The organism is Kribbella sancticallisti (assembly GCF_039530625.1).
Classification (GTDB): Bacteria; Actinomycetota; Actinomycetes; order Propionibacteriales; family Kribbellaceae; genus Kribbella; species Kribbella sancticallisti.
The window spans coordinates 103,506-124,800 of the sequence record NZ_BAAAOS010000008.1 but is presented as its reverse complement, the minus strand read 5'-3'; the positions used below and the strand labels follow the sequence as shown (position 1 = coordinate 124,800).

The 21,295-nt window shown below is 65.0% G+C and carries 17 protein-coding genes and 1 pseudogene; 6 read left to right on the top strand and 12 right to left on the bottom strand.

The annotated features are described in order from the left end of the window. Both ABD255_RS06295 and ABD255_RS06290 read right to left on the bottom strand, forming a co-directional pair. Positions 1 to 714 (bottom strand): M24 family metallopeptidase (locus tag ABD255_RS06295; RefSeq protein ID WP_344210757.1); only part of this gene is annotated, 714 nt, incomplete at its 3' end. Between the two features lie 122 nt (positions 715 to 836). Continuing rightward, a complete protein-coding gene (locus ABD255_RS06290; RefSeq protein WP_344210755.1) occupies positions 837 to 1,778 on the bottom strand; it encodes a proline dehydrogenase family protein in 942 nt (313 codons plus the stop codon). An 802-nt stretch (positions 1,779 to 2,580) separates the two neighbouring features. On the opposite strand from ABD255_RS06290, the gene ABD255_RS06285 reads away from it, so the two are divergent. Beyond that, positions 2,581 to 2,871 (top strand): ArsR/SmtB family transcription factor, encoded by a 291-nt coding sequence (locus tag ABD255_RS06285; protein ID WP_344210753.1) that lies wholly within the window; start codon positions 2,581 to 2,583, stop codon positions 2,869 to 2,871. Then, positions 2,868 to 3,329, top strand: coding sequence for a DUF3995 domain-containing protein (locus ABD255_RS06280; protein WP_344210751.1), 462 nt, complete (start codon positions 2,868 to 2,870; stop codon positions 3,327 to 3,329). Before ABD255_RS06285 ends, ABD255_RS06280 begins: the two co-directional genes overlap by 4 nt. 301 nt (positions 3,330 to 3,630) lie before the next feature. Here ABD255_RS06280 and ABD255_RS43640 read toward each other — a convergent pair. From ABD255_RS43640 to ABD255_RS06265, 4 genes and pseudogenes are all read right to left on the bottom strand, one after another. Beyond that, positions 3,631 to 3,825: pseudogene (locus ABD255_RS43640) on the bottom strand (IS1634 family transposase); the annotation flags it as partial. Between the two features lie 285 nt (positions 3,826 to 4,110). Continuing rightward, positions 4,111 to 5,175, bottom strand: coding sequence for an aldo/keto reductase (locus tag ABD255_RS06275; RefSeq protein WP_344210749.1), 1,065 nt, complete (start codon positions 5,173 to 5,175; stop codon positions 4,111 to 4,113). A 1,041-nt stretch (positions 5,176 to 6,216) separates the two neighbouring features. Then, on the bottom strand, positions 6,217 to 7,257 hold the full coding sequence (locus ABD255_RS06270; protein ID WP_344210747.1) for an ArsR/SmtB family transcription factor: 1,041 nt from the start codon (positions 7,255 to 7,257) through the stop codon (positions 6,217 to 6,219). 975 nt (positions 7,258 to 8,232) lie between these two features. After that, positions 8,233 to 11,673 (bottom strand): S8 family peptidase, encoded by a 3,441-nt coding sequence (locus ABD255_RS06265; RefSeq protein WP_344210745.1) that lies wholly within the window; start codon positions 11,671 to 11,673, stop codon positions 8,233 to 8,235. A gap of 196 nt (positions 11,674 to 11,869) precedes the next feature. On the opposite strand from ABD255_RS06265, the gene ABD255_RS06260 reads away from it, so the two are divergent. Then, a complete protein-coding gene (locus ABD255_RS06260) occupies positions 11,870 to 12,841 on the top strand; it encodes a winged helix-turn-helix transcriptional regulator (RefSeq protein WP_344210743.1) in 972 nt (323 codons plus the stop codon). Between the two features lie 429 nt (positions 12,842 to 13,270). On the opposite strand, the gene ABD255_RS06255 is transcribed toward ABD255_RS06260, so the two are convergent. The 3 genes from ABD255_RS06255 to ABD255_RS06245 all read right to left on the bottom strand — a co-directional run bounded on the left by ABD255_RS06255 (position 13,271) and on the right by ABD255_RS06245 (position 16,537). After that, the gene (locus ABD255_RS06255) at positions 13,271 to 14,047 is read right to left on the bottom strand and encodes a hypothetical protein (protein WP_344210741.1); all 777 of its coding nucleotides are present in this window, start codon (positions 14,045 to 14,047) and stop codon (positions 13,271 to 13,273) included. A 528-nt stretch (positions 14,048 to 14,575) separates the two neighbouring features. Beyond that, on the bottom strand, positions 14,576 to 16,159 hold the full coding sequence (locus ABD255_RS06250; protein WP_344210739.1) for a hypothetical protein: 1,584 nt from the start codon (positions 16,157 to 16,159) through the stop codon (positions 14,576 to 14,578). Between the two features lie 228 nt (positions 16,160 to 16,387). Beyond that, positions 16,388 to 16,537 carry a hypothetical protein gene (locus ABD255_RS06245; RefSeq protein ID WP_344210737.1) on the bottom strand — a complete coding sequence of 50 codons (150 nt, stop codon included), beginning with the start codon at positions 16,535 to 16,537 and terminating at the stop codon, positions 16,388 to 16,390. Positions 16,538 to 17,123: 586 nt separating this feature from the next. Between ABD255_RS06245 and ABD255_RS06240 the strand changes: the two genes are divergently transcribed. Together ABD255_RS06240 and ABD255_RS06235 are read left to right on the top strand one after the other, a co-directional pair. Further along, the gene (locus ABD255_RS06240) at positions 17,124 to 17,708 is read left to right on the top strand and encodes a hypothetical protein (protein WP_344210736.1); all 585 of its coding nucleotides are present in this window, start codon (positions 17,124 to 17,126) and stop codon (positions 17,706 to 17,708) included. 380 nt (positions 17,709 to 18,088) lie between these two features. Continuing rightward, positions 18,089 to 18,316: a hypothetical protein gene (locus ABD255_RS06235; protein ID WP_344210735.1), complete on the top strand. Its 228-nt coding sequence runs from the start codon at positions 18,089 to 18,091 to the stop codon at positions 18,314 to 18,316. Positions 18,317 to 18,639: 323 nt separating this feature from the next. On the opposite strand, the gene ABD255_RS06230 is transcribed toward ABD255_RS06235, so the two are convergent. From ABD255_RS06230 to ABD255_RS06220, 3 genes are all read right to left on the bottom strand, one after another. Then, positions 18,640 to 19,275, bottom strand: a complete 636-nt coding sequence (locus ABD255_RS06230) for a LysE family translocator (protein ID WP_344210734.1) — start codon at positions 19,273 to 19,275, stop codon at positions 18,640 to 18,642. Positions 19,276 to 19,718: 443 nt separating this feature from the next. Beyond that, positions 19,719 to 19,961, bottom strand: coding sequence for an alpha/beta hydrolase family protein (locus tag ABD255_RS06225; protein ID WP_344210733.1), 243 nt, complete (start codon positions 19,959 to 19,961; stop codon positions 19,719 to 19,721). A 153-nt stretch (positions 19,962 to 20,114) separates the two neighbouring features. Further along, positions 20,115 to 20,282 carry an SDR family oxidoreductase gene (locus ABD255_RS06220; protein ID WP_344210731.1) on the bottom strand — a complete coding sequence of 56 codons (168 nt, stop codon included), beginning with the start codon at positions 20,280 to 20,282 and terminating at the stop codon, positions 20,115 to 20,117. Between the two features lie 10 nt (positions 20,283 to 20,292). Between ABD255_RS06220 and ABD255_RS06215 the strand changes: the two genes are divergently transcribed. Then, complete coding sequence (locus tag ABD255_RS06215) at positions 20,293 to 21,126, top strand: acetyl-CoA C-acetyltransferase (protein ID WP_344210729.1); 834 nt, start codon at positions 20,293 to 20,295, stop codon at positions 21,124 to 21,126. Positions 21,127 to 21,295 lie beyond the last annotated feature (169 nt).

The following is a 21,295-nucleotide window of genomic DNA, read 5'->3' as shown; positions in this document are numbered from 1 at the left end:
GTGCAGGTCCCGCAGCTCGCTGTCGACGGATCCGAACACCGCGGTTCTGGATAGATCGGAGTGATACCCCTCAACCGTGCAACCGATGTCGAAGCGGATGACATCGCCTCGGCGCAGTGCACGATCCGAGACCGGCATGTCGACCAACGCTCCCCGCTCCGAGAACCCCAGAGCGCTGAGCAGCGGATGCGCGTCATGGTCAACCATGACCCGGCGAACCGCCCGCAGCATCTCGCGCTCGGTGATGCCAGGCCGAGCCTGGTCGAGAGCTGCTGTGATCCCGGCCTCCGCGGCCAGGTTCGCTCGTCGCAGGCGATCCAGCTCGTATCTATCCTTGACACTGCGTGCCTTGCTGAAGAGCTCCGGATCCGCCACCAGAACCAGATCGGGCCGGGCATCAGCGAGGGCATCCAGAACCTCGGGTGCGACATGACCGTCGTGGACAATCAGTTGGCTGTCAGGGAGACCGTTCAATGCTTCGACGACGGCCTCTGCGGGAGTGTTCCCGGACGTCCTGCCTGCGCCGATCGAGAGCTCGTCACCGCGATAGACGAAGTGTCCGTGAGCATGCACCAGCTTGCTCTCGTAGACCTCGCAGATCCACCCGAGCTCGGAGGCCGGCGCCACTACATGGCAAGCTCCGACCGAGCCGACCAGCGCGGCCAACCCACCGCGGTTGTAGTACACGTGCGGTACGCCTGCAAGCGCCGTCAACCATCGCACGTTCGCCACCGAGCCTGCGAGAGCGGTGGCACCATTCGGCAGCTCTGCGCGCAACCTCTCCGGTCGGCTGCGACTGGCTTCCGCGGCCTCAGCAAAGTTCAGATAGACCACGGCTACCGCCTCCCGAGATTGCGGAGCAGGAAGAGAGCATTAGCCGGTCGTTCGGCCAGCCTTCTGGCGAAGTAGACGAACCAATCCTGCCCGAAGGGCACGCAGATCCGCACCGGCTGACCGGCGGCGACGAGCTGTTGGGCCAGTGCATAGCGAACGCCGTAGAGCATTTGGAACTCGAACTCCGAACTCTGCTCGAGCGCGACATCGGCCGCGACGCGGATCGCTCGCTGGTCGTGCGTGGCGACCGCGGTGAACTTGGCATAGGTGAGCGCGGTCCGGGCCAACTGGTCGTACGCGACGTCGACATGGTCCTTGCGTTGCAGAGCAGCCGTCGCCGGCTCCAGGTACGCACCTTTGACGACCCGCACGTTCGGTTCGAGAGGCAGCAGGTTGATCAGGTCATCCATGGTGCGGTGTAGATAAGCCTGGAGTACTACTCCAGTGTTCTCGAGGCCCTCACTGCGCAATGCACGGTAGATAGCAAGAGTGTCATCGACGACAGCAGAATGCTCCATGTCCAAGCGAGCGAACGCGGAATGCGTCGCGGCCAGCGAAATGATCCGCCGGGCGTGCCGAAGCGCCAGCTCTCGGTCGACCTCAAGTCCCAGATGCGTCAGCTTGATAGAGAAGGTGGTGTTCAGTCCCTCAGCAGCGATCGCGGGAATAAGCTCTTCATAGATCCTTGCTGCTTCGGCAGCTCCCTCCTTGGTGTGAACAGCTTCACCCAAGGCAATCACGTAGGTACGCATACCGTCAGACCCGAGCTGCTGCAAGACCGGAATACATTCATCGAGGGATTCGCCCGCGACGAAACGGTCGGCTCCCGCCTCCAGTCCGCGCCTATCCGCGATTGCACGGATTCGCCGGTTATCGGCGATGGACAAGATGAGCGATCGAAACACCGGCTGACCAATTCGACCGAAAATGTGCAATGGCGGCACGCTTATCACCTTCCTCGAAACATGCAGGAAGCCTATGTCGCATCGGCGCTTGATGGTGTTGGGGATTCTGATGCTCCCGGTTAGCCGCGGTTAATACTCCAGCAGTAGTTCGTGATCAGTGAGCTGGGCTGCTTGACGATGGTGGCGGCAGTCGCGTGCGCGGGCCGGGTGGCGGCGTCCCACCTGGACCAGTGCAGTAGGTGTCCAACGCGCGCTGGTCGGCGTGGTGGAGCAGTCGGGTGAACAGGTGCCGGTGAATCCCTTGCCTGCTTGGAAGACTCCTCGATCGTCCATGTGCGCCCGCTACGGCGACGAGGGTCGCCCGCGGCATCGGGGTGAGCGTGTGGCAGCGGTAGAAGGAGAGCTCACCAGTGCTGGTCGAGTGGCGTACCAGCAAGGTGTAATCGCCGAGAATCTCGAGAGTCGGTGATGTCGATCAGCGCTCAGTCGTACCAGCGGTGACCTTTCACGCCAATGCCTGGGCTGAGCCGGTTCCACGCTCGTGATGACAGTCGGCGGGACCAGGGGGGCTTGTCCCGGTGTTTCCCGGCCGGGAAGGTCAGGTGATGGTCGCAGGCCACCGCCAGCACGCATCGTACCTCTGGCGGTTCGTCCGCTGGGGTGCGCACTGATCGGGCAGGCCTTTCGTTTCAGGAGACAGGAGCCACCGCCGACCAAGTGGTGCCAGCCTAAATAATGGGCGGCGAGTTGCCGACGAGGCTGTCCACTGGGTCTGAGTTGACGTCACCGAACCAATCGATCACTGGTTTCTGATGTGTCGCCCAGGTATCATGATCCAGTGATGTATGAGTCCTCGCGAACTGCAGACCCGGCCGCCATGCTTGAGGTGGGCCGCGCCCTGAGCTGCGAGAACCGACTCACCGTTCTCGTCGCACTTCTCGAGGGACCATCGACCGTGGGGACGCTGGTCCGTCATACCGGTACCAGCCAGCCGAACATCTCCAACCACCTCGCCGTGCTGCGCACGTCCGGCCTTGTCACGGCAGAAAAGGTCGGCCGTACGGTCCAATACCACCTCACATCACCTGAGGTCGCATCGCTCGTCCGCGCATTGATCGCGGTCACATCTTGACCGGAAAGTGGACGCCCGCGGCGATCGTGTGGGCCGGGTTGTTCTCAGCACTGCACTGGTGGTGGGCAGTCGGCGGCCGCTCCGGACTCGGCGCTTCAACCTCAGCCGCTGACGCTGCGCTCGAGACGCCCTGGTTCGCCGCGTACAACCTCGGGGTCGCCCTGGCCAGTGCGGCACTGGCGGTCTGGCTGTGGCGGACTCGTCCGGAACGGAGGGCTGACACGATCGGCGCGCGCAGCAGACTCAACTGGGCGCTCGTCACGGTAGCTGTTCTGTTGGTAGCCCGCGGCGGTGTCGGCGTGTGCCTCATGCTTTTCGATGTTCTGCGCGGCGAGGGCGACCATTCAAGCCTGCTCCTCGTTGCCATCGAACCGTATTTCCTACTCGGCGGTCTCATCCTCGGCTTCACATGGCGCACTCGCCACCGGTGGCCAGCGGGCGCTCCCCTGGGCACGTAGCGCAGATCCCACCTGATCCGCACCATGCGGTTTACTTACCTTTTCGCGATCAGGAGCACCATGACTGCACAGCCCGACCTTTTCGAGATCGCTCCAAGCCGCTAGCGCCTGCGCATCCCTGACGGTGAGGCGCACCTTCTCAACAGCTACCTCTGGCTGAGACCAGACAGCGTCGCGTTGTTCGACACGGGCTGGCAACATGGTGCGCCTGTTGTGGAGGCCGCCCTGCACCTGAGTCGTGCCGGTTTAGTGTGTCGGTCGCTGGGTGGTTGCGGTGATGATTTCGCGTGCGATGTCGGTGAGGGGGCGCGACACCGATCTCGTCCAGCACACGCAGCGACTCAGCCTTGCTGGTCGGCTCCACGATCCGGGCCAGCACGAACTGTTTGAACGACTCGTCACCGACCGCGTCAAACCCCAGCCGCCCGTACGCGCTCGGCAACGCCCGACACAACACAGCACTGGACTTTGACGTGATCACCGCCTGACCAGCCGGCACCGCCCCGCGCTCAAGTCCAGCTCGCCATTAGTCACCGAGATACGGGAGCGGGCGATCAGAGTCCCGCGCGCCCCGTCACTGCGAGGGTGAGGCATCTGGCGTTGGCCAGGACCCGGACCATCTAGCGCACCTCAGAGTTCGCGACAGGTTACGCAGGCGAGCTGTACGGCACGGGATTGTCGGCGAGCTGCGCGCGGCATCCTCTGCTAGCTGCCCAGCCCCCAACCAGAATTGGACCGGCCGATGCTACAGCGAGGCAGGTGAGTCACTGGCGTCGATGGATCAGGATGCGGCTGTTCGCTCGGTGATCGATCTCCTGAGAGTCTCCGGTTCAGCGAGCCAGGGCGCGTCGAAGGGGGCGTTGGGCTCGTAGATGTTGGTGCCAGGCGGGACGATCTCGTCGATTCGGTCCAGCGCGGCGTCGTCGAGCTCGAGTGCGGCGCCGGCCAGGGATGACTCGAGCTGCTGCAGGGTGCGCGGTCCGATGATCACGGAGGTCACTGCCGGGTGGACCAGCGGGAACGCCATGGCGAGCTCGGGCAGGGTGCAGCCCAGGTCGTCCGCGAGCTGCGCGAGGTCCTCGACGACATCGAACTTGCGGGCGGCCACGGGGTCCTCCGGGTCGAACCACTGGGGCCGCAGCGCGACCCGCCCGTCCGTGGGTGGCTGAACGCCCTTGCGGTGCTTCCCGGTCAGGAACCCGAACGCCAGCGGACTCCAGGTCAGCACGCCCATTCCCCAGCGCTTGGTGACCGCGAGCAGGTCGCGTTCGATACCTCGGGCGAGCAGGTTGTACGGCGGCTGCTCCGTCCGCGGTCGCATCAGTCCCCGCAGCTCGGCGACCCGGTGCAGCTCGACGATCTCGTGAGCGGGATAGCTCGACATTCCGAATGCGCGAATCTTTCCGGCCCGTACCAGGTCGGAGAGTACGCCGAGGGTCTCCTCGATGTCCGTGGTCCAGTCGGGCCGGTGTACTTGGTAGAGATCGATGTAATCCGTGCCGATCCTGTCGAGGCTCGCCTCGACCGCTTGGGTCAGGTAGCGGCGGGAGTTCCCACTGCGATTGGGGCCCTCCTCGCCGAGAGCGAAGTGTCCTTTGGTGGCAAGGATGATGTCGTCGCGCCTGCCTTGAAGTGCTTTGCCGACGATGATCTCGGACTCCCCGGTGGAGTACATGTCAGCGGTGTCCACGAAATTGATGCCGTGGTCGAGCGCGGCGTGGACGATGCGGACGCATTCGTCGTGGTCGGGGTTGCCGACTGCGCCGAACATCATCGTGCCCAGCGCATAGGGGGACACGGTCATCCCGGTTCTTCCCAAGGCCCGGTACTGCCATGATCCATTCATACTCGCTCCTCGATACGCAGATTGTGGTTGGACGTGCAGGGGTACGTCACTGGGTTGGATCCGATCAACACCGTCAGCACTCGACACGCTGTTGCCGCCGGACGTGGCAAGGGCAGTGCACATGCGACTCGTAGCCAGACCGGCCGCCATTGCGAAGAACGGCCGGTTCGAAGCCAACATCTGCACGGGCGGGCCTTCCCGCTTAGATGCTGGCTGCGACGTAGCAGAGCCTCCAGGTATGGCGCGATGTTCTGCCGAGGAGCGCCTTTGACCGGACCAGGAGGCCAGCCACTCCGAGGACTTGGGTGGTTACCGGGACGAGCAGATCCGCAGTAGCCTCTGGCGCCCCACCACCACGCGCGCCGTACCGAACTGTCAGCCGAGCCACCAATTACGGCATCCACTGCTTCTCAGTGCCATGGCTCCGAGAGGTCGCCGCTCCGATTCGGGCCGGCGTACTCATGCCCACCATCATCCGCGGACAGCGGGTGTCGGAAAAAACTCGCCCAGCCGGAAGATCCTGAGGGGCCCGAGGAAAACGGCAGCATAGTGCAACTCCATTTGCGCAGATCTGTACGGCTGGCGGCGCGCTCGCGGCACATGGCCATCAACGATCAGCGCGTTGGCACGGATACTCGGCCTGGCGGCCAGGTGGGTCTCGACCCCGAGGACGCTGACGGGCAACATCGAACTAGTATGTAACCATACCGCTTACATATGCAACGCAAGGCGGATCACATGGGTCATGCAGTCGTCACGAGACTGAAGGTGGAGATCTAGGACGTGATTCCCGCGACCTGGAGGGCCTGCCTGTTGAGCGACACACCGCTTGGTAACGCGCAAGCACCCATCCACACTCCCCGAGAGCCTCGGCAACTCAACCGCGAAGAGAGAGGATGAGCAAGACATGCCGCTTCGGTACCGTCCCGACGTTGCTGGCGGTCTACGCAACGGCACGCCCAATCGACGGGTCAGACGGTGACTATGGACCTGGCCTGGCTGGGATAATAGTGCGGCGTGCCGATCCGGTTGCGAGTCTCCTCAATCAAGACTGCGACCGGGGCCAGGACACGATAATCCGGAACCAATACCGCCGGCGTTGCCCGACCAGGGGTGGCCTTCGAGCACGGCGTACCCCAATGCCGAAATTGTGTGCACCACCGACTTTCCACGCCGGCGGGACAGGATCAGGCCGGCCTCCCGCAGCACTCTGGTCTGATGGCTGGCGGTGGCGAGCGAGATATCGCAGGCGCCCGCGATCTTTGTGGTCGTCACCTCGGTCACGGTCTGAACGAGGACCATCGCCCGCGTCCTGCCCAGCAGTGCGACGAGGCTCGCCACGGAATCCGCTGGTCCCTGGGTCGCTCTCAGCAGACCGGTGGCTCCTCGGATCGGGAATACGAGCACCGGTGGCAGGTCCGGGTCGAGCAGCTTGATCGGTTGCTGCCAGCAGAAGTACGACGGCTGCAACTGCAGTCCGCGACCGTTGAGCCACAACTCCTCGTCTTGGAACGCCGCGATCTCGAGCACTCCGTCCCGCCAGCGGGCCCTCGGGTGAACGCCTTCCAGCAGCGCGCCGACACCGCCGGCGGCGAGCTGATCGCGCCGCTCCACGTAGTCGGCATGCACAGCCGCCCTGATCGACGGCCAATACGGCTCCAATGCGGACCGGTGGTAGATCCGCAGCGACTGGCCGAGTTGGTGCATCGCCTCGGCCCGCGGTTGGGCCAGTTGCCGAACCCAGCCCGCACCACTTCGCGGAGCGAGCCTCGCGAGGTCGGTGCGCACCCGCCTCCCGGGCGTCGACAGCATCACTTCCACCGCCTCATCGAACGAGGCGGGGCCTACGGAGGGAGTGAGGAAGTCGGGTGAGTACCCGGCTGGCGGAGCCAGCACTGCCAGCGGTCCGACGATCTCACGGTTCAGCCAGCGCCGTTGCCGCGTGCGCCAAGCGCCGAAGGGGACCGGCCCGTCCCCGACCTGCAACATGTGCAGGCTGAGCAGAGCCTCCCAGAGAGGAGCCGGCTCGGCCAGTAACGTCGTCTGGGCCAGATCTTCGGGGTCGAAGTAGATTCGCAGCATCTCATCCTTCCATCGTTGCAGCGCAGCCCGCCGTTGGTGCTGACGCACTTCCACCGACGCCGTCAGCGGCGCTTCCGAGTGCCACCTCCGATCCACCCTTGCGTCGCGTGCATGGGCGAGCAGAACACCGTGGCTCGAGGGCACCGGCCTTCAGCGCGGACGACCACGCACAAGCCGACTGCACCAAAGCAGACCCACCATCCGACCTCGTCCTGCAACTGGAGTCGCAGATGACTGATCCTGTATCGACCAAGGGGAGAGTCCAGATCGCTTCGCTGAGGAGTTGCGCCCCGATCGCAGATCCGGTGAAACCAGTTGGGGCCCCGCATCTCTTCCCCGGCCGATTGACCTTTGACGGTTGCGGCGAGTCGAAGACCTGCCGTGGTACCAGCGCTGGCCGTCGGAGAACGGCGCACTCAATCGGCAGCCGGCAAATCGACCTATCTCCAATGACGCAGCCGAATCCGGAGGTCCGTTGGTGGAAACCGTCGATGACGCTGGGTGGATCGATCATTCTTTGTCCGACTCCATGGACGGTCGCCCAGCCGGCGAAATGCCGCCAAGACCATCTCTCCGGGTGTATGTAATCAGATCTGTTACACATTATGCGAACATGGTCGCGCCCGCAAGTCCCCTGGGCTCGGCCCAGGAGGACATCGGAACGGAAACGTACGGCACGCGCGCCGGTGAGCCGGAGTACCGCAGGTCCACCGAAACGGTCGATCTGAGTCCTGGTGGCTTGGGGCGCCGGTTCAGTTCATGGCGTACGTTCCGATGTTCCCGGCTTCACCTGTCACACAGGCTCACCACCAACGGCGAGAGGCCGCTGAGAGCCACGTTGGCGCCGCTCATATCCGCTCACGCAATCGGTCCGCGCCACCGCACGGGCAATGTCGTGTGCCTCAGCATCCGGATAGGCACTTATCGGTCGCGACTCGGGAGTCGATTGAGCCATCTCTCGCGGCCGTCTGCGGCCTAACCACGACCGCGCACGGCGAACGCTCGGATGATGGTCTGCTCGACAGTGTTGCCGGCCGCGTCGGAGGCGCTGACGCGCAATGAGATTTTCGCCCCCCACGGCAGTGCACCCGGTGGAACGAGCGCGCTGAACCGCCCGTCGGCTTCGTGTGTGGGGATCGAGGTCCAGCCCGCGCCGTCGTCAGCGGATACCCACGCCTTCACCGTTCGCACCGGGCTGGCGGCTGCTCCGACCGTCTGGCGGACGCGCAGGCCGATGGTGAGGGGTAGTCGGGCCGCTGCCCGGTTGCTGATGTCGAGTGGGATCGAGTACTCCACCTGCAGCAGTGGCAGGACGTCGACGGGTGCGCTGACCGGTGCGGACGAGGTGAGTTCCCACACTGTTCGGCTGCTGGCCGACAGCGGGAGTTGCGCAATCGGGCCGATCGTGCGTTCGATCCGATACCGCGCTGGCGCCGGGTCGACCGGTACCAGGATGAGCGGCTGCGTCCCGTCGGGATCGCTCGCCAGGAGCTGTCCGTTCCGATACAGACGCAGGTCCTGCGCCGACGAGACGAGCGCTTGTCGTTGGTGTCGGTTCTCTGAGTCAATCAGGTCGCCGATCCGTTCGCTCGGTGGGTCGAGTTGCAGCCACGGTCCGCCGGCCTCAACCAGCATGACGTCGGCGCTGCGCGCGGCTAGTCCCGCCGGGCGTAGTGGCGCACCGAACCAGGTTTCGGCGTGGTGCTCGTTGGGCCGATAGCTCACGACGGGCTCGGTGTACTCGACCTCGTTCGCGCTGGAGTACCGTGCCACGTACTGCTGCCAGTTGACCTCGGGATCGGGGTCGACGAAGTCCACCCGGTTCAACGGCACCTGTAGTTCGTCGGCGATCGAGACGCGTGCGAATCCTTCGGACGGGAGGGGCGCGCGGGCCTCGAAGTACCTGCCGGGATCGCTGTCGCCGAGGGCACGGAACCACTCGCTGACGCGGGCGAACCGTGCGACTTCACTCGAGGACAAGCGATAGGTGGCGGGGTTCGGGAAACGTGGCGACCTGAACACGGCATCGTAGGCGTACGGGCTAACCCCACCGTGGGGAGCATCGGCAGGGATCAATCGCATCTGGGTGTATGTGCTGGCCGTTCCGATGGTGGCGGTTCCCACCTGACCCACCCGCACCTGGCTCGGCTTGAGCAGGTTCGGGTTGTTGAGTGCCGCCAGCGGGAACGACTGCAGCCAGTTGCCCTTGGCATCCGTTCGGAGGTAGTTGGCAACCACGTTGTCAATCTTGGTGACGCGTCCGGCGACCGCGGCCTGGATCGGGCTGGCCATGGTGGTGTCGACCGTGATCTCCGTGTCCTCGGTTACGTCGATCTGATCGTTGAACACTGAGGAGCTCGTATCGATGCTGCCGTCATCGTTGAACCGCATTATCTGGCTGGCAATTGCATAGTGGCCTGGTACGACCCGCATCGACACGTCTCCGCTCACTGGCGTGGAAGGCGGACCGGTCAGGCGGCTCGCGTCGTCGACATTGAAAACATGTACGGATCCAGTCGCGGGCGCGCCTTGGTCGCGCATGTGGACTGTCAGCTGGACGTGCGGTGTGTCTCGGACCAAACCAATCGGCACATGCAGGGCGACGCCAGAAGCGTCTGGTGTAGCGGTGAGCATGCCACTGTATGCACCGACGGCCAGCCCTCTCGGGTCGGCAGTGACCGTAACACTGCCGGACTCACCAGCATCGAGGACGACCTGCGCAGGCGAGACCGTGACCGTACCGGCAGGTGCGGCTGCCCCGTCCGGCCCAACGACCGCGGCCGCCATGTTCAGTGTCGCCTTGGACGCACCGGTGTTCGTCAGCGTCACGGTCTTGGACGACAGGCCGGACGTACCGGCATCGGAGACGCCGAAGTCCAGGTTGTTGATGTCGGTGATGATCCGTGCAGAGATCGCCTTACCGATGTCGAGCCGACCTCCGCCTTGCTGGTAGACGTTCAGTCCGGGCAACACGGTCGCGGTGACCTCGAGCATCGCTTTGATTCGCGCAGCACTCCAATCCGGATGCTGCTCGGCCAGGATCGCTGCGGCCCCGGAAACGTGCGGCGTGGCCATCGACGTCCCGGACGCCCTCGTGTAGAGGTCATTGAGCGGCTCACCAAGCGACGTTCCGGCAGCACGTGCCTGAATGATGCCCACGCCGGGGGCCGTAATGTCCGGCTTCATGGCGAGGTCGCCCGTTCGGGGTCCACGCCCGGAGAACGAGGCCAGCGCATCGTTTGCATCAACGGCACCAACCGTGAGGGCCGCGCTGGCCGCGCCCGGCGCCGTGACTGTGCTCTGCCCCGGACCGTCATTACCTGCGGCGATGACGAACAACATGCCGCTGCTGGCCGTCAGCGCATCGACAGCCTGGCTCAGCACGTCCGAGCCATCGGTGAAACCACCGCCGAGGCTCATGCTGGCGATGCGCGCGTCGTGCGCGGCCGCCCACTCCATGCCTGCGATGATCTGCGAGGCGAGGCCGACACCGTCGTCGTCGAGCACCTTGACGTTCAGCAGGTCGGCGCCGAACGCGACCCCCTTGCGGCCCCCATCAGACGCGACCCCCGAGCCCGCGACCGTCGCCGCTACGTGCGTTCCGTGCCCTACGCGATCACCGGCATCAGCCGAACCGGTGAAGTCGACCTCATCGACCACCTTCCCGGCAAGGTCCGGATGACTGGTATCTACGCCTGTATCCAAGACCGCGACCGTGACGCCGTCGCCGTCGAAACCTGCACTCCAGGCCTCCGGCGCGCTGATCTGGCTCAGGTTCGGATCGAGCGCAGTCGCGTGCACCGTGTGGTCGAGCCAGATGCGGGTAACGCCGGCCAACGGACCACGATCCGGATGGTCGAGTGCAGCGCCGAGCTCCTCGGCGCGGGCGCGTGGCGCGCGAACCGCCATCGCTTGCACGCTGGGCAGAGCACGAACATGCTGCAGTCCCACCGAGTCATACGACTGGCTTGTAGCCGTGCTCGTGTGTTGCACGATCAGCGGCAGGCTCGGGGCGTGCGCATCGTCGTAACCCTCTTCAACCAGGCGAGTGACGTTGAACAAGCTGCGATCCAGCATGCCTCCAATCAACGGTGCGACGTCGCTGGGTAGAACGAAGATGTCGCCCGCGACCTGCTCGATATGGAACGTGACAACATCTCGTCCCGGATCTCTGGCCGGAATCACGTTGATCGCCGGACGCTCTCCGCTGGCCGGGCCGACCAGCACCCGGTCGCCTGTCACCAACGTCAGCTCAGTCTGCTGTCCATTGACGCGCAGTGGCCCGAAGTTGGTCGTCTGACCTGGCGGCAACGGCGGCGGCGCCGCCTGCCCAGTCAACGCGCCACAGAGCATCGTGACGCCTGCGATTGCCAAGCAGATGGCGAACCGGCGACGACGACGGTCTGGCACACGCATACTCATGCTCCTTGTGAAGTCATCGGGACACATTGCAGCCGCGCCTGGATACCGAAGTCAGACGGGCCGACCCTTCGCGGATAAGCTTCTCTAGAAGAACCGACTGGTCATTGCTTGTCCATAGTCGAGGTGTCCACTTGGAGTCGATCGCCCTTTCCGGCCAGCTCGACCAGGCGCATGACGGATTGGGGAGCCCGTGTTGGAAGCGCTCGGTGTCGATGGGATCAGCGAACGTGTCTACCGAGCCTTGCTGGCCCATCCCGGTTCGTCGATCTCCGCGCTAGCCACCGCAGCAGGCGTCTCGCCAGCTCGTGTCCGGGCCTCACTTGACCGGTTGCAGTCCGCGCGCCTGGTGCAACGGCTGCCCGACGGGTCCGCCGAATTCACGGTCACCCCACCAGACGTAGCCATCACTGCCTTGGTGAACGAGCGTCAGCACACGCTGGACAACGCCCGACTCGCCATCCAGCCGCTACTCATGGAATACCGCGCTGCCAGTGCTAGGGCCGATCCCAGCGCTCTGATCGAGGTGCAGTCCGGTCCGACGATCGCAGCTGAGCGGTTCCGCGAACTGCAGGCGACGGCGACACAAGAATTACTCGGCTTCGACCGTATGACAGCGCATGAGGAGAGCGGGAAGCCAGAGGTAGAAGCGGAGGCGCCGATGCTCGAACGCGGTGTCCGATGCCGCGCGATTTATGAAACAGCAGCGCTGACCTCGCCAAGCCGCCTCCCGTACATCCGGCAACTGGTTGCGTTGGGAGAGCAGGCGAAGGTGACGGACACACTGCCGTTCAAGATGATCATCGCCGACCGGAAAGTGGCGATGTTGCCGCTCGTCGCTGACGGGCCCCGTACCGACAGCCTGCTTATCGTCTACTCATCGACCCTGCTGGACGGACTGATCGACCTCTTCGAATCGTACTGGCACAGGGGAGCACCAATCCGCGCATTGTTGGCGCAGGCATCGCCAGTAGAGGGCCTGTCGCAGGAGGAATTGGAGGTGCTCGAACTCCTCCACACAGGTCTCAAGGACGAGGCCATCGCCCGCCAACTCGGCGTCAGCATTCGAACCGCCCGCCGCCGAGTCACCAGTCTGCTCAATGCGCTTGGCGTCGGAACACGGTTTCAAGCAGGTGCTGAAGCCACGCGCCGCGGGCTGATCTAGTTGCGTCCAACGGCGTGAAGCGGCTCCCTGCTCGAACTCGCACGTGCTGGTGTCTTCCTCCTTCCAACGGACACCCGCACGCAGGTGCGAGGACCTAACAGGCTGCTTCGGCAACGTCAAGACGACCGCATGTGATCCCACCAAGTCATTCCCGAACACACCGATGCCGCCGCCAGCGATCAGCTGACGACGGCACGGTCGGTGCTTGACTCCTAGAGTGCCAGCATCCAGTCGAATTCGCCGAGCCGACCCAGTGCCTCGAGGGTCTCAGCACAGTGCGGCAGGCTGCAGCATCGCCAGATCGTTGTCGCTAGCAATCACTTGGAGGACGACCGGAGAACGACAGTAGCGGTCATACTGCGCGACGACCTCGTCCGGACGTTCGCAGAGACCAGCGCCCGATACGCCGAATGCGAGTAGGTCGTGGGATCACTCCCCCGCCATGTTCGGATCCGTCAAGTTGGTCCGCCGGAAGTAGACCGGATCGGTGAAGGATCCTGGCACCTTTCCGAGCCCTCTGATTGCTGTGGCCGTTCCATTGGCGTGCCCAACCGAGTACAGGTAGCCGGAGCCGGTGTCCTTGTCGATGCCGAGCAGCAGCGTACCGGTGCCGCAGGGCGCGGCCACCAAAGACTCGAACGCCTGCCAGGTCGAGCTGCGAACCTGCTTCACGACGCCCGGGATGATGTGGCCACCAGCCAGCGGCAGCCGTGCGGTGTAGAGCTTCCCGCTGGTCAGTGTCATCAGGAACGTGTCGTACGTCGAGGTTTGGCTGATCAGCGTCATCGCCTTCACACCCTTGTAGCCTGACTGCCACCCGGTGATCCGCCGGGACGGCTTGCCGTCGGTGTACGTGACGCTGCGGCGGTAGATCGTCCCGTCCAAGTGCAGCGCGTACTCGGTGTCGCGCTGACTCCCGGCGGTGACGTATGTGGACCGGTCGAGTGTCCGGTAGACGTCCCATCCGGCCCCGACCCGGACGACCTGCTTCTGCGACACGGCCCCACCGCCAGCCGGCGTCAGGTAACTGGTGTCGTACATCGTCGACCCCATGATGACCGGGCCCTCGTGCGCGTCGCCGCCGACCTCTGCCGCCCCGTAGCGGATCCTCGCGCTGAGCCGGACCTGCCCGTCAGGATAGATGTCCCTCCCGACGATCTTATCGGTGGTTCTGGTGACCGGGGACGTCGCCGCGAAGGTTTGCATCCGATGATCCCCGCCAGCCGTCACCGAGCCGACCGAGACCGCACAAGCCGCCGACGCTTTGTGCTGCACCGCAGAGGCGGGCAGTGGCGACAGCATCCCCGCAGCAACTACTCCAACGGCCAAGAATCCGCCGTACCTGGTTGCCTTCTTCAAGGTTTCCCACCCCTCCAAGTTGATGTAGACGGTGGTTGGACACCAACATGAACCCCGGAGTTCGCCATCGCTGATCCTTTCGAACCAGGTCGAAACGAGATCAATATCCTTCACCTGCGCCGTGTCTCGATTTGTGCGGGCACCGAGGCATCCCTCCGCTACGCCCGGCCAGAGCACCGGGTGGCAGAGCTTCACCTTCGCCCGCATCGACGGACAGGAGGGCGTTGATGATCGACTGCGAAAGGACCGCCGAGATCCGCCCCTCACCGCAGGCGCTAGCCGGCGAGCCAGAGCATTGCCGCAGCCCAGGCGCCAATGCCGATCTCCACGCCGGACCGGGAGAGGTGCTGGTTCAGCCGTGCCTGTCAGCCGGTATCAGCGGTCGCCGGCGACGAGGATGCGGGCAGCGAAACGTTCATGCACATCGAGTGTGAGAGGCAGGCTGGAGGCCGGTGTCGCCTCCACCCAAAGCCCGAAGCCCATGAGCCCGATCACCCGCGGATGGCGCGCCGCCAGGTCCGCATACTGACGTTGCAGCACGGTCAACTCGGCGTCGGTCTGGTAGCCGGGCCTGGTGCCGCACGCCTTGAGCGGCGTCGTCTGCGGGAGCAGGAACAGGCGCTGAGTCTCGGTGGTTCGCGATTCCAGCGTGCGCAGCGTCCGCTCGATCCGGTCGATCGGCTCGCAGTACCAGTCGAAGCCGACCCAGTCCACGTCGGCCGGCACGACCATCGTGTCAGTGACCTTCGGTCCGGCTTCGACCATCATCACCGGCTTGTCGGGGTACGTCTCCTTGATCGTGCGCGCCGAGATCGCCACCTCCTCGGGTGATGCGCCACGGTGGTACGGCTCATCCTTGAGGTAGAACCCGGCAATTTTGCTGAGGTAGGGCTCGACCACCTTGGCCAGCCTCAGCCAGCGGTCCCGGTAATTCGCATACAGATCGCAGTTCGGGCTGTTGGCCTGGTCGCAGCCGGTGAAGAACTCGTGGCCGGTGTAGACAATGCAGGAGTTCGGGGCGCACTGCTCGAGCACCTCGGGGGCGTACCTCGAGAAGTCGCTGATGTTGACCCAGTTGAGATTCGTCCGGCCCTTGATCTCAGGCAGATGGTTGCCTCCGGCCTCTGTGATCCGGGCGGCGAAGTAACCGAAGTACCGCAGTTGCGTCGCCGCGATGGCGTCGACCGGCGCACCCACGGCAGAGGCGGCCAGGTCGTCGAAGGTGCTGACCATCTTGTCGTTCGCCAGGTACGCACCCAGATGAAGCCACGTCGAGCTGGGCATCGCCTCCCCCAACTGGATCTCGGCCAGCACCGCGCCGACCTGGACCGTCGCGCTTGGCCTACCCGGAGCAGCGGTTACACGGATCCGGAACGAGCCATTGTTGTCCGGCGTCGCCCGTTCTGCAGGCTCCGCGACCAGCCTGCCACGATGGAAGACCTGAATGCCGCCACTGGAGCGGACCAAGACGGCCAAGACTGCGGACTTGTCGGTCACGTAGCCGCTGCCGCTTCTGTCGGCGGACAGCACGAGCGACGTCCAGCTGCCGGCAGTTGTGTCGCCAACGACTGGATCCGCGCTGACGGCCGCCGTCAGCAGGCCGTCCGCCGCCGTGACTGGCGCTTCGAGCCGCACCGCTGACGTGCCGAGCCAGAACGACAACCGGCCGCCGTGAGCGGCGTGGTTAACCTGCGAGTACCACGGCCGCGGCGCGGGAGCCGCGTACCACACGCCCGGTACACGGGTGTAGGTGATACCGCGATGGGGGCCCGCCTGCCGGGTCACCAAGCCATCGTTCAGCCCGTAGGTGGGATCGCGGTCGACGGCCCCGTCGAAGGAATCGGTGAACCCCGGTTCGGTAGCCGCCGTCTGTTGTTCAGCAGTCGCGTCACGGAGCGGCCCTGCCAACGCGGCTACGACCAACCCCACGGCCAGCAGAATCACTCCCCAGATGCGCATGGGCCCGGAACATAGCACTGCCCAAGCGCGTCGGCCGCACCATTCGATCCAGGCCATAATTTCGCGTCGGCCTCATGAGTCTCACCTCCAGCGCGCGTGGCTTCAGCCCGACTCGACGCTCGTGCTGCGCGAAGCGCAGCCGTGGCATTCCAGTGTCACCGATCCGGCATCTGCGGCCACAACCTTGGCTCGGCCACCAGGTTCTTGCCGTGTCCCGTTCCAGCGGGTTCAGCGCCAGAACGTCGAACTCGACGCCTGGATCCGCGATGACGGCGAGTGGCTCGCGGAATCGGCCTCGTTGAGGTTCTCGACGTACCACAGGACCACCACATTGCGTTCGCGCCGGGTCAGAGCAGCCAGCGCCCCGAGCAGATCCACCCGCTGGGTGACCCTGACCGCCGGAGCGTCGACGTACGACGCCGAACGCGAGGCGGAGTGAACCTCGCCGACTGTCCAGCCGGTCTACCATTCCTTGAACGATTGCAGGCTCCAGGTGCACCGACCCGGCATTTGGTTCGTTCCGGGTCGAATCTCTTGGCTTGAGAAGAACACCGTGCTCATCTGGCGGTTTGCGATGGACCAGCAAACACACCCGATGCTCTGCGGCGTAGCGAGGACGTTGATGGTGTCATAAGGCATCCGGTGCTGTGCTGTGTGCCGCGCTGCTCGAGTCCTCGGCGGTGCAGCAACCAACGGAGTCGCGGCGGTTGGCTGGGTGCGGAGTTTGGCCCGGGTTACCGCCGCTGGGACGCCACGCAAGGGGTTTCCGCCGGCGGCCTTGCCCACACCTGTGCCCCTTCGATGCTTAGTCTTGACCGAAGCGTTGTGGAGGGCGGGAAGCGTCGAGGAGCCATATATGTCCGCAATCGTGGGTCCGCTGTGCTTGTTGGGACTGGCCGTCATCGCTGCCTTCGTCAGTCGGTCGCTGCTTCGTCCCCGGAATCGGAACCAGGAGTTCTCTCGGTTGGCGCAGCGGCTCGGTCTGTCGTACTCGGTCCGGGATCAGGCGATCGCTGAGATGGTGGCCGGGGAGCATCCCACCTACAAGTTCCGGCGAGCGAACGATGTCGTCCAGGGCAACTTCTTCGGGTTTCCAGTAACGGCCTTCAACTACTCCGGATATGGCGAGCCCTCCGGCGGCGGAAAAGACAGCGACGTCCGTCATTACGACGGGTACCGGTACGGCTATGTGTGGATCACGCTTCCGGCTCGGTTGCCACGGCTCGACGTCACCCGGGCCGATGCACTGATCAACAACTGGGATCGGATCCTTGGCTGGCAACCGGTGCGCACCGAAAGCGCCGCCTTCGACCGGTTCTTCAACGCCAAGACCGTCGACGACCGGTTCGCACACGCAGTACTTCACCCCCGGATGATGGAGTTTCTGCTCGCCCGGAACGCGCCGGCGATCGATATCGACGGCGATCGGGTGATCCTGCGCCGGAGTGGCTGGTTCTCACCGGAAGATGTGTGGTGGGGTATCCATTTCTTACGGGAGTTTGTTCAACTAATTCCTCCGTTCGTCCTGCGCGACTACGCTCTCAAGTGATTCTCGCGACCCGGGCTCGCTCGAATGCGGGATGACCGCGGGCGCTATGCGGCCGACGTATCACAGTGCCATGATCTCTGCCCTGTTCCGCGAGCTTGCATGGACTCGATGCACAGACGGGGCGATCAGAAACGTCGAGGCTAATGGCGCGTCATGCACCTCAGGTGCACGGCTTCTCAGGTGGTCGCGCTTCGTGCCTGCCGCAACATGCAGCGGCGGCGTATACCTGACGCTCCGACGCCCGCTCCTGGTCCCTGCACCCTCTGCGCTGCGCTCTGTGAGAGAGGGTGCCCAGTGGCTGTGGCAGCGCCGATTCCCAGGGGTCGGCCGATTCCAGGGGCGGGGAGTGATCGGGCTGCACCATCGCTCACGGAGCCGCCGTGCGGGCCCTCCGGCGCCTCGAGAATCCCGAGCAGGAGGATCAGCGGGCGCTGGACCACATGCGGCGGGTTATCGACCTGGAGGGTCCGAGCACGATCGCGGCGGTGATTCTCGAGATGGTTCCGGGCGCAGCCGGTGTCCTGACGCCACCGCGAATGAGAACCGCCCCCTGTTCACCTGACTCCCCCGACGACGCCAGGCACGATGTCGCGCACCTGCTGCACTGATCACGCTGACAACGCCGCCGCCACAGTATCGCCTTCACTTCGCGGGCCTGGGTCATCGACCCGCCCGCTGGTCAGCAAGGGCCCCACGGCACCAACCTGGAGGCCGTCGCCCTGACCGCACTCGTCCTCGGGTTCGGCGTACTGGAGATCGTGCTGCTGGCCTGTATGGCGGTCGCGGTCGGCGCACATCGCCAGACCCGTGAGCTCGACCTCAAGCTGGCCGCCGGCGGGAACCCGCGAGACGTCCGCCGGTCGCGGTCCATCGCCCACGACTGGCTTTCGACCGCCGCGACACCCGTGGCCAGGCCCGCGAAACAGCCCCTTCAGCCCGCGGAGCGACTGCTTGCCATCTTGACGGCGAACGCGCCGAGCAGAGTTCCGGTGACCCACCGTTGGACGCGCATCCATTTCGGACGGGCGCGCAGGAAGCCCGCCAGGGCAGCAGATCCCACCACGATGAGAAGGTTCACGCTGAGGGCGACAGCGATCTGAACCCCGCCGAGGATCAGCGCCTGGACCCATACAGGGCCGCGGTCAGGATCGACGAACTGCGGGATCAGCGCCATGTACATCAACGCGATCTTCGGATTGAGAAGGTTCGTGACCAGACCCATCAAGAACAGGCGCCGGGACGCGTCACGAGGCAGTTGACGGGTCTCGAAGGTCGCCATCTTGCCACTGAAGACCTGCCAAGCCAGATAGGCAAGGTACGCGGCACCTAGGAGTTTGATCACCGTGAACGCCACCGGTACCGCAACGAGGATGGCCGTGAGGCCAGCGGCGGCGGCCACCAGGTAGCAACCGAACCCGACAGCGACACCTGCGAGTGAGACCAGCCCAGCACGCCGACCCTGGCTGATCGATCGGGAACTCAGGTACATCATGTTCGGCCCGGGAGTCAGGACCATGCCGAGCGCCACCAGGGACACTCCGACGACCGAGGCCGCGGTGACGATCATCAAATCACTCCTGTGCTGTGTCGACTGTCTGACGGTGTTCGCCACAGCCATTAGCGTCACCGACCCGCAGAGTATTCCGGCCGGCCTGGCCGATGGGCGGCATGCCCTGGTCAGGGTCCGGCTCCAGTGGAGCGCCTGCGAGCAGCTCGCCGAACCGCACGGCGTCCACCCGGTCGGGATGGACGACCTGGCGATACCCGCCCCACTCAGTGCGGATGCGACAGCCACCGAGCAGACGGCAACCGCACGATGTGCGCCTGGACACTCGTTCGCACATTGACTGGCAGGTGCTCGTCCCAGACTGCGTCGGCGAGCCGCCCGGTCGACACTGGCCGGCCCGCCTCCATCGTCAGCACTGCCCAACACTTTGGCCGATATCGAATGCGTCAGCAGGGCAAGGCGGCTCGCATCGGGAAGCTGTGAACGAGACCGCGAACGCCGCCTCATAAGTAGCGCAGGAACCAATCACGGCAGACCACGGCTGCTTGCCTCGTCTTCTCCGGATCCCGGTAGAGCTGATGGTGGTCGGTATCCGGAACGACGTGCAGTCGTTTCTCCGGCGTGGGAATCGCCTGATAGGTACGGGTCTCAAGATCCGACCAGGTGAAGTCGTCGTTATCGGCCAGCACCATGAGTGTCGCCGTGTCGACCAGTTGACGAATGTGCGGTTCGACGGCGTACTCCATCAAGAGCTCCGCGGACGCGACAGTGTTGCGGTTGTCGTAGGCTGGCGCTTCGTTTTCCTACAGCATCTGGAAGAGTGGGGGGCTGCCTGGGAACGGCCAGGTGCACAGTTCGGACCGAACTCCTTGCTGGTAGTGGTGAGGACGGTCAGGCAGTCAGCCGCCGTCGACGGGGAGCACTGCACCCGTGATGTAGGGGGCCTCGTCAGACGCGAGGAAAGCGACAGCCGAAGCCTGCTCGGCTGCCAGTCCGAACCGCCTCATCGGGATCCGGGCGGTGAGCGCGGCGGCCTTGCTCAGGTCCCCACGCAGCGCCAGGTTCATTCCCGTCGCGGTGACGCCGGCGCGACCGCGTTTGGCTGTGGTGGGCGTTGGCACCGAGGTAATGGGCCTGGGCCCGATCCCCGCGACGGCGCTGGCGGGGGACAAGGCGGGTCTGTCGCTCGATGAGATGGAGCTGATCGAACTGAACGAGGCGTTCGCGGCCCAGGTGATCGCCTGCCTGCAGGAGTGGAAGCTCACGCAAGACGACATCAACGAACGGCTGAACGTCAACGGCTCCGGCGTCTCCCTCGGTCACCCGCTGGGCGCCACCGGCGCCCGCGTACTCGCCACCCACGCGCATGAGCTGCGCCGCCCGCTATGGACTCGAGACCATGTGCATCGGCGGTGGCCAAGGCCTGGCCACGATCTTCGAGACCGTCCGATGAACGTCCCGGCGCAGCGTGAACCGGCAGGCGGGTGCTGTACAGCGTCGATGGTCCCGCCGATGCGTTGGCCGTCGTGCTGTCCGACGCTCGCGGCGCCGCGTCACGGATGCGGGATCAACAGCAGCTCGACCGCGCTCGCTGCTCAGCGTCCGCGCGTGCGGCCGGTTGTCCTGTGTACGTCGGGGCTGCTCCGGTCGGCGTCGATTTGGCAGGAGTGGGCTCTCCTGGTGCGAGTGCGAGTAACGGCGGCCGTCTCGCAGGCTGTCGTGTCCCGCTGGTACACGAGGGCCTTACGCGAGAACCGCATCGAGGCCGTTGAGAGCTCGGAGCGCACCCTCGCGTCGACATCGCCCGGCGAAAACGCGTCGTGCCGCGAGGCGATCGCCACGACGGACCTCACCGGCGACCTGCCCACGATCGCGGCGCCGACCGCGGCGATCCTCGGCGCGACAGGCTGATCATGGACAAGGTCGTTGCGGCCGCTGCCGAGGCGGTCGCGGACATCCCTTCGGAGCGAGTATCGCGGTCGGCGGGTTCGGCTTGGCCGGAATCCCGTGGGTGATGATCGAGGCGTTGCTGGACCCGGCAATACCTGGCCGGTGAACTCGAGGTGGAGCTGACGCCGCA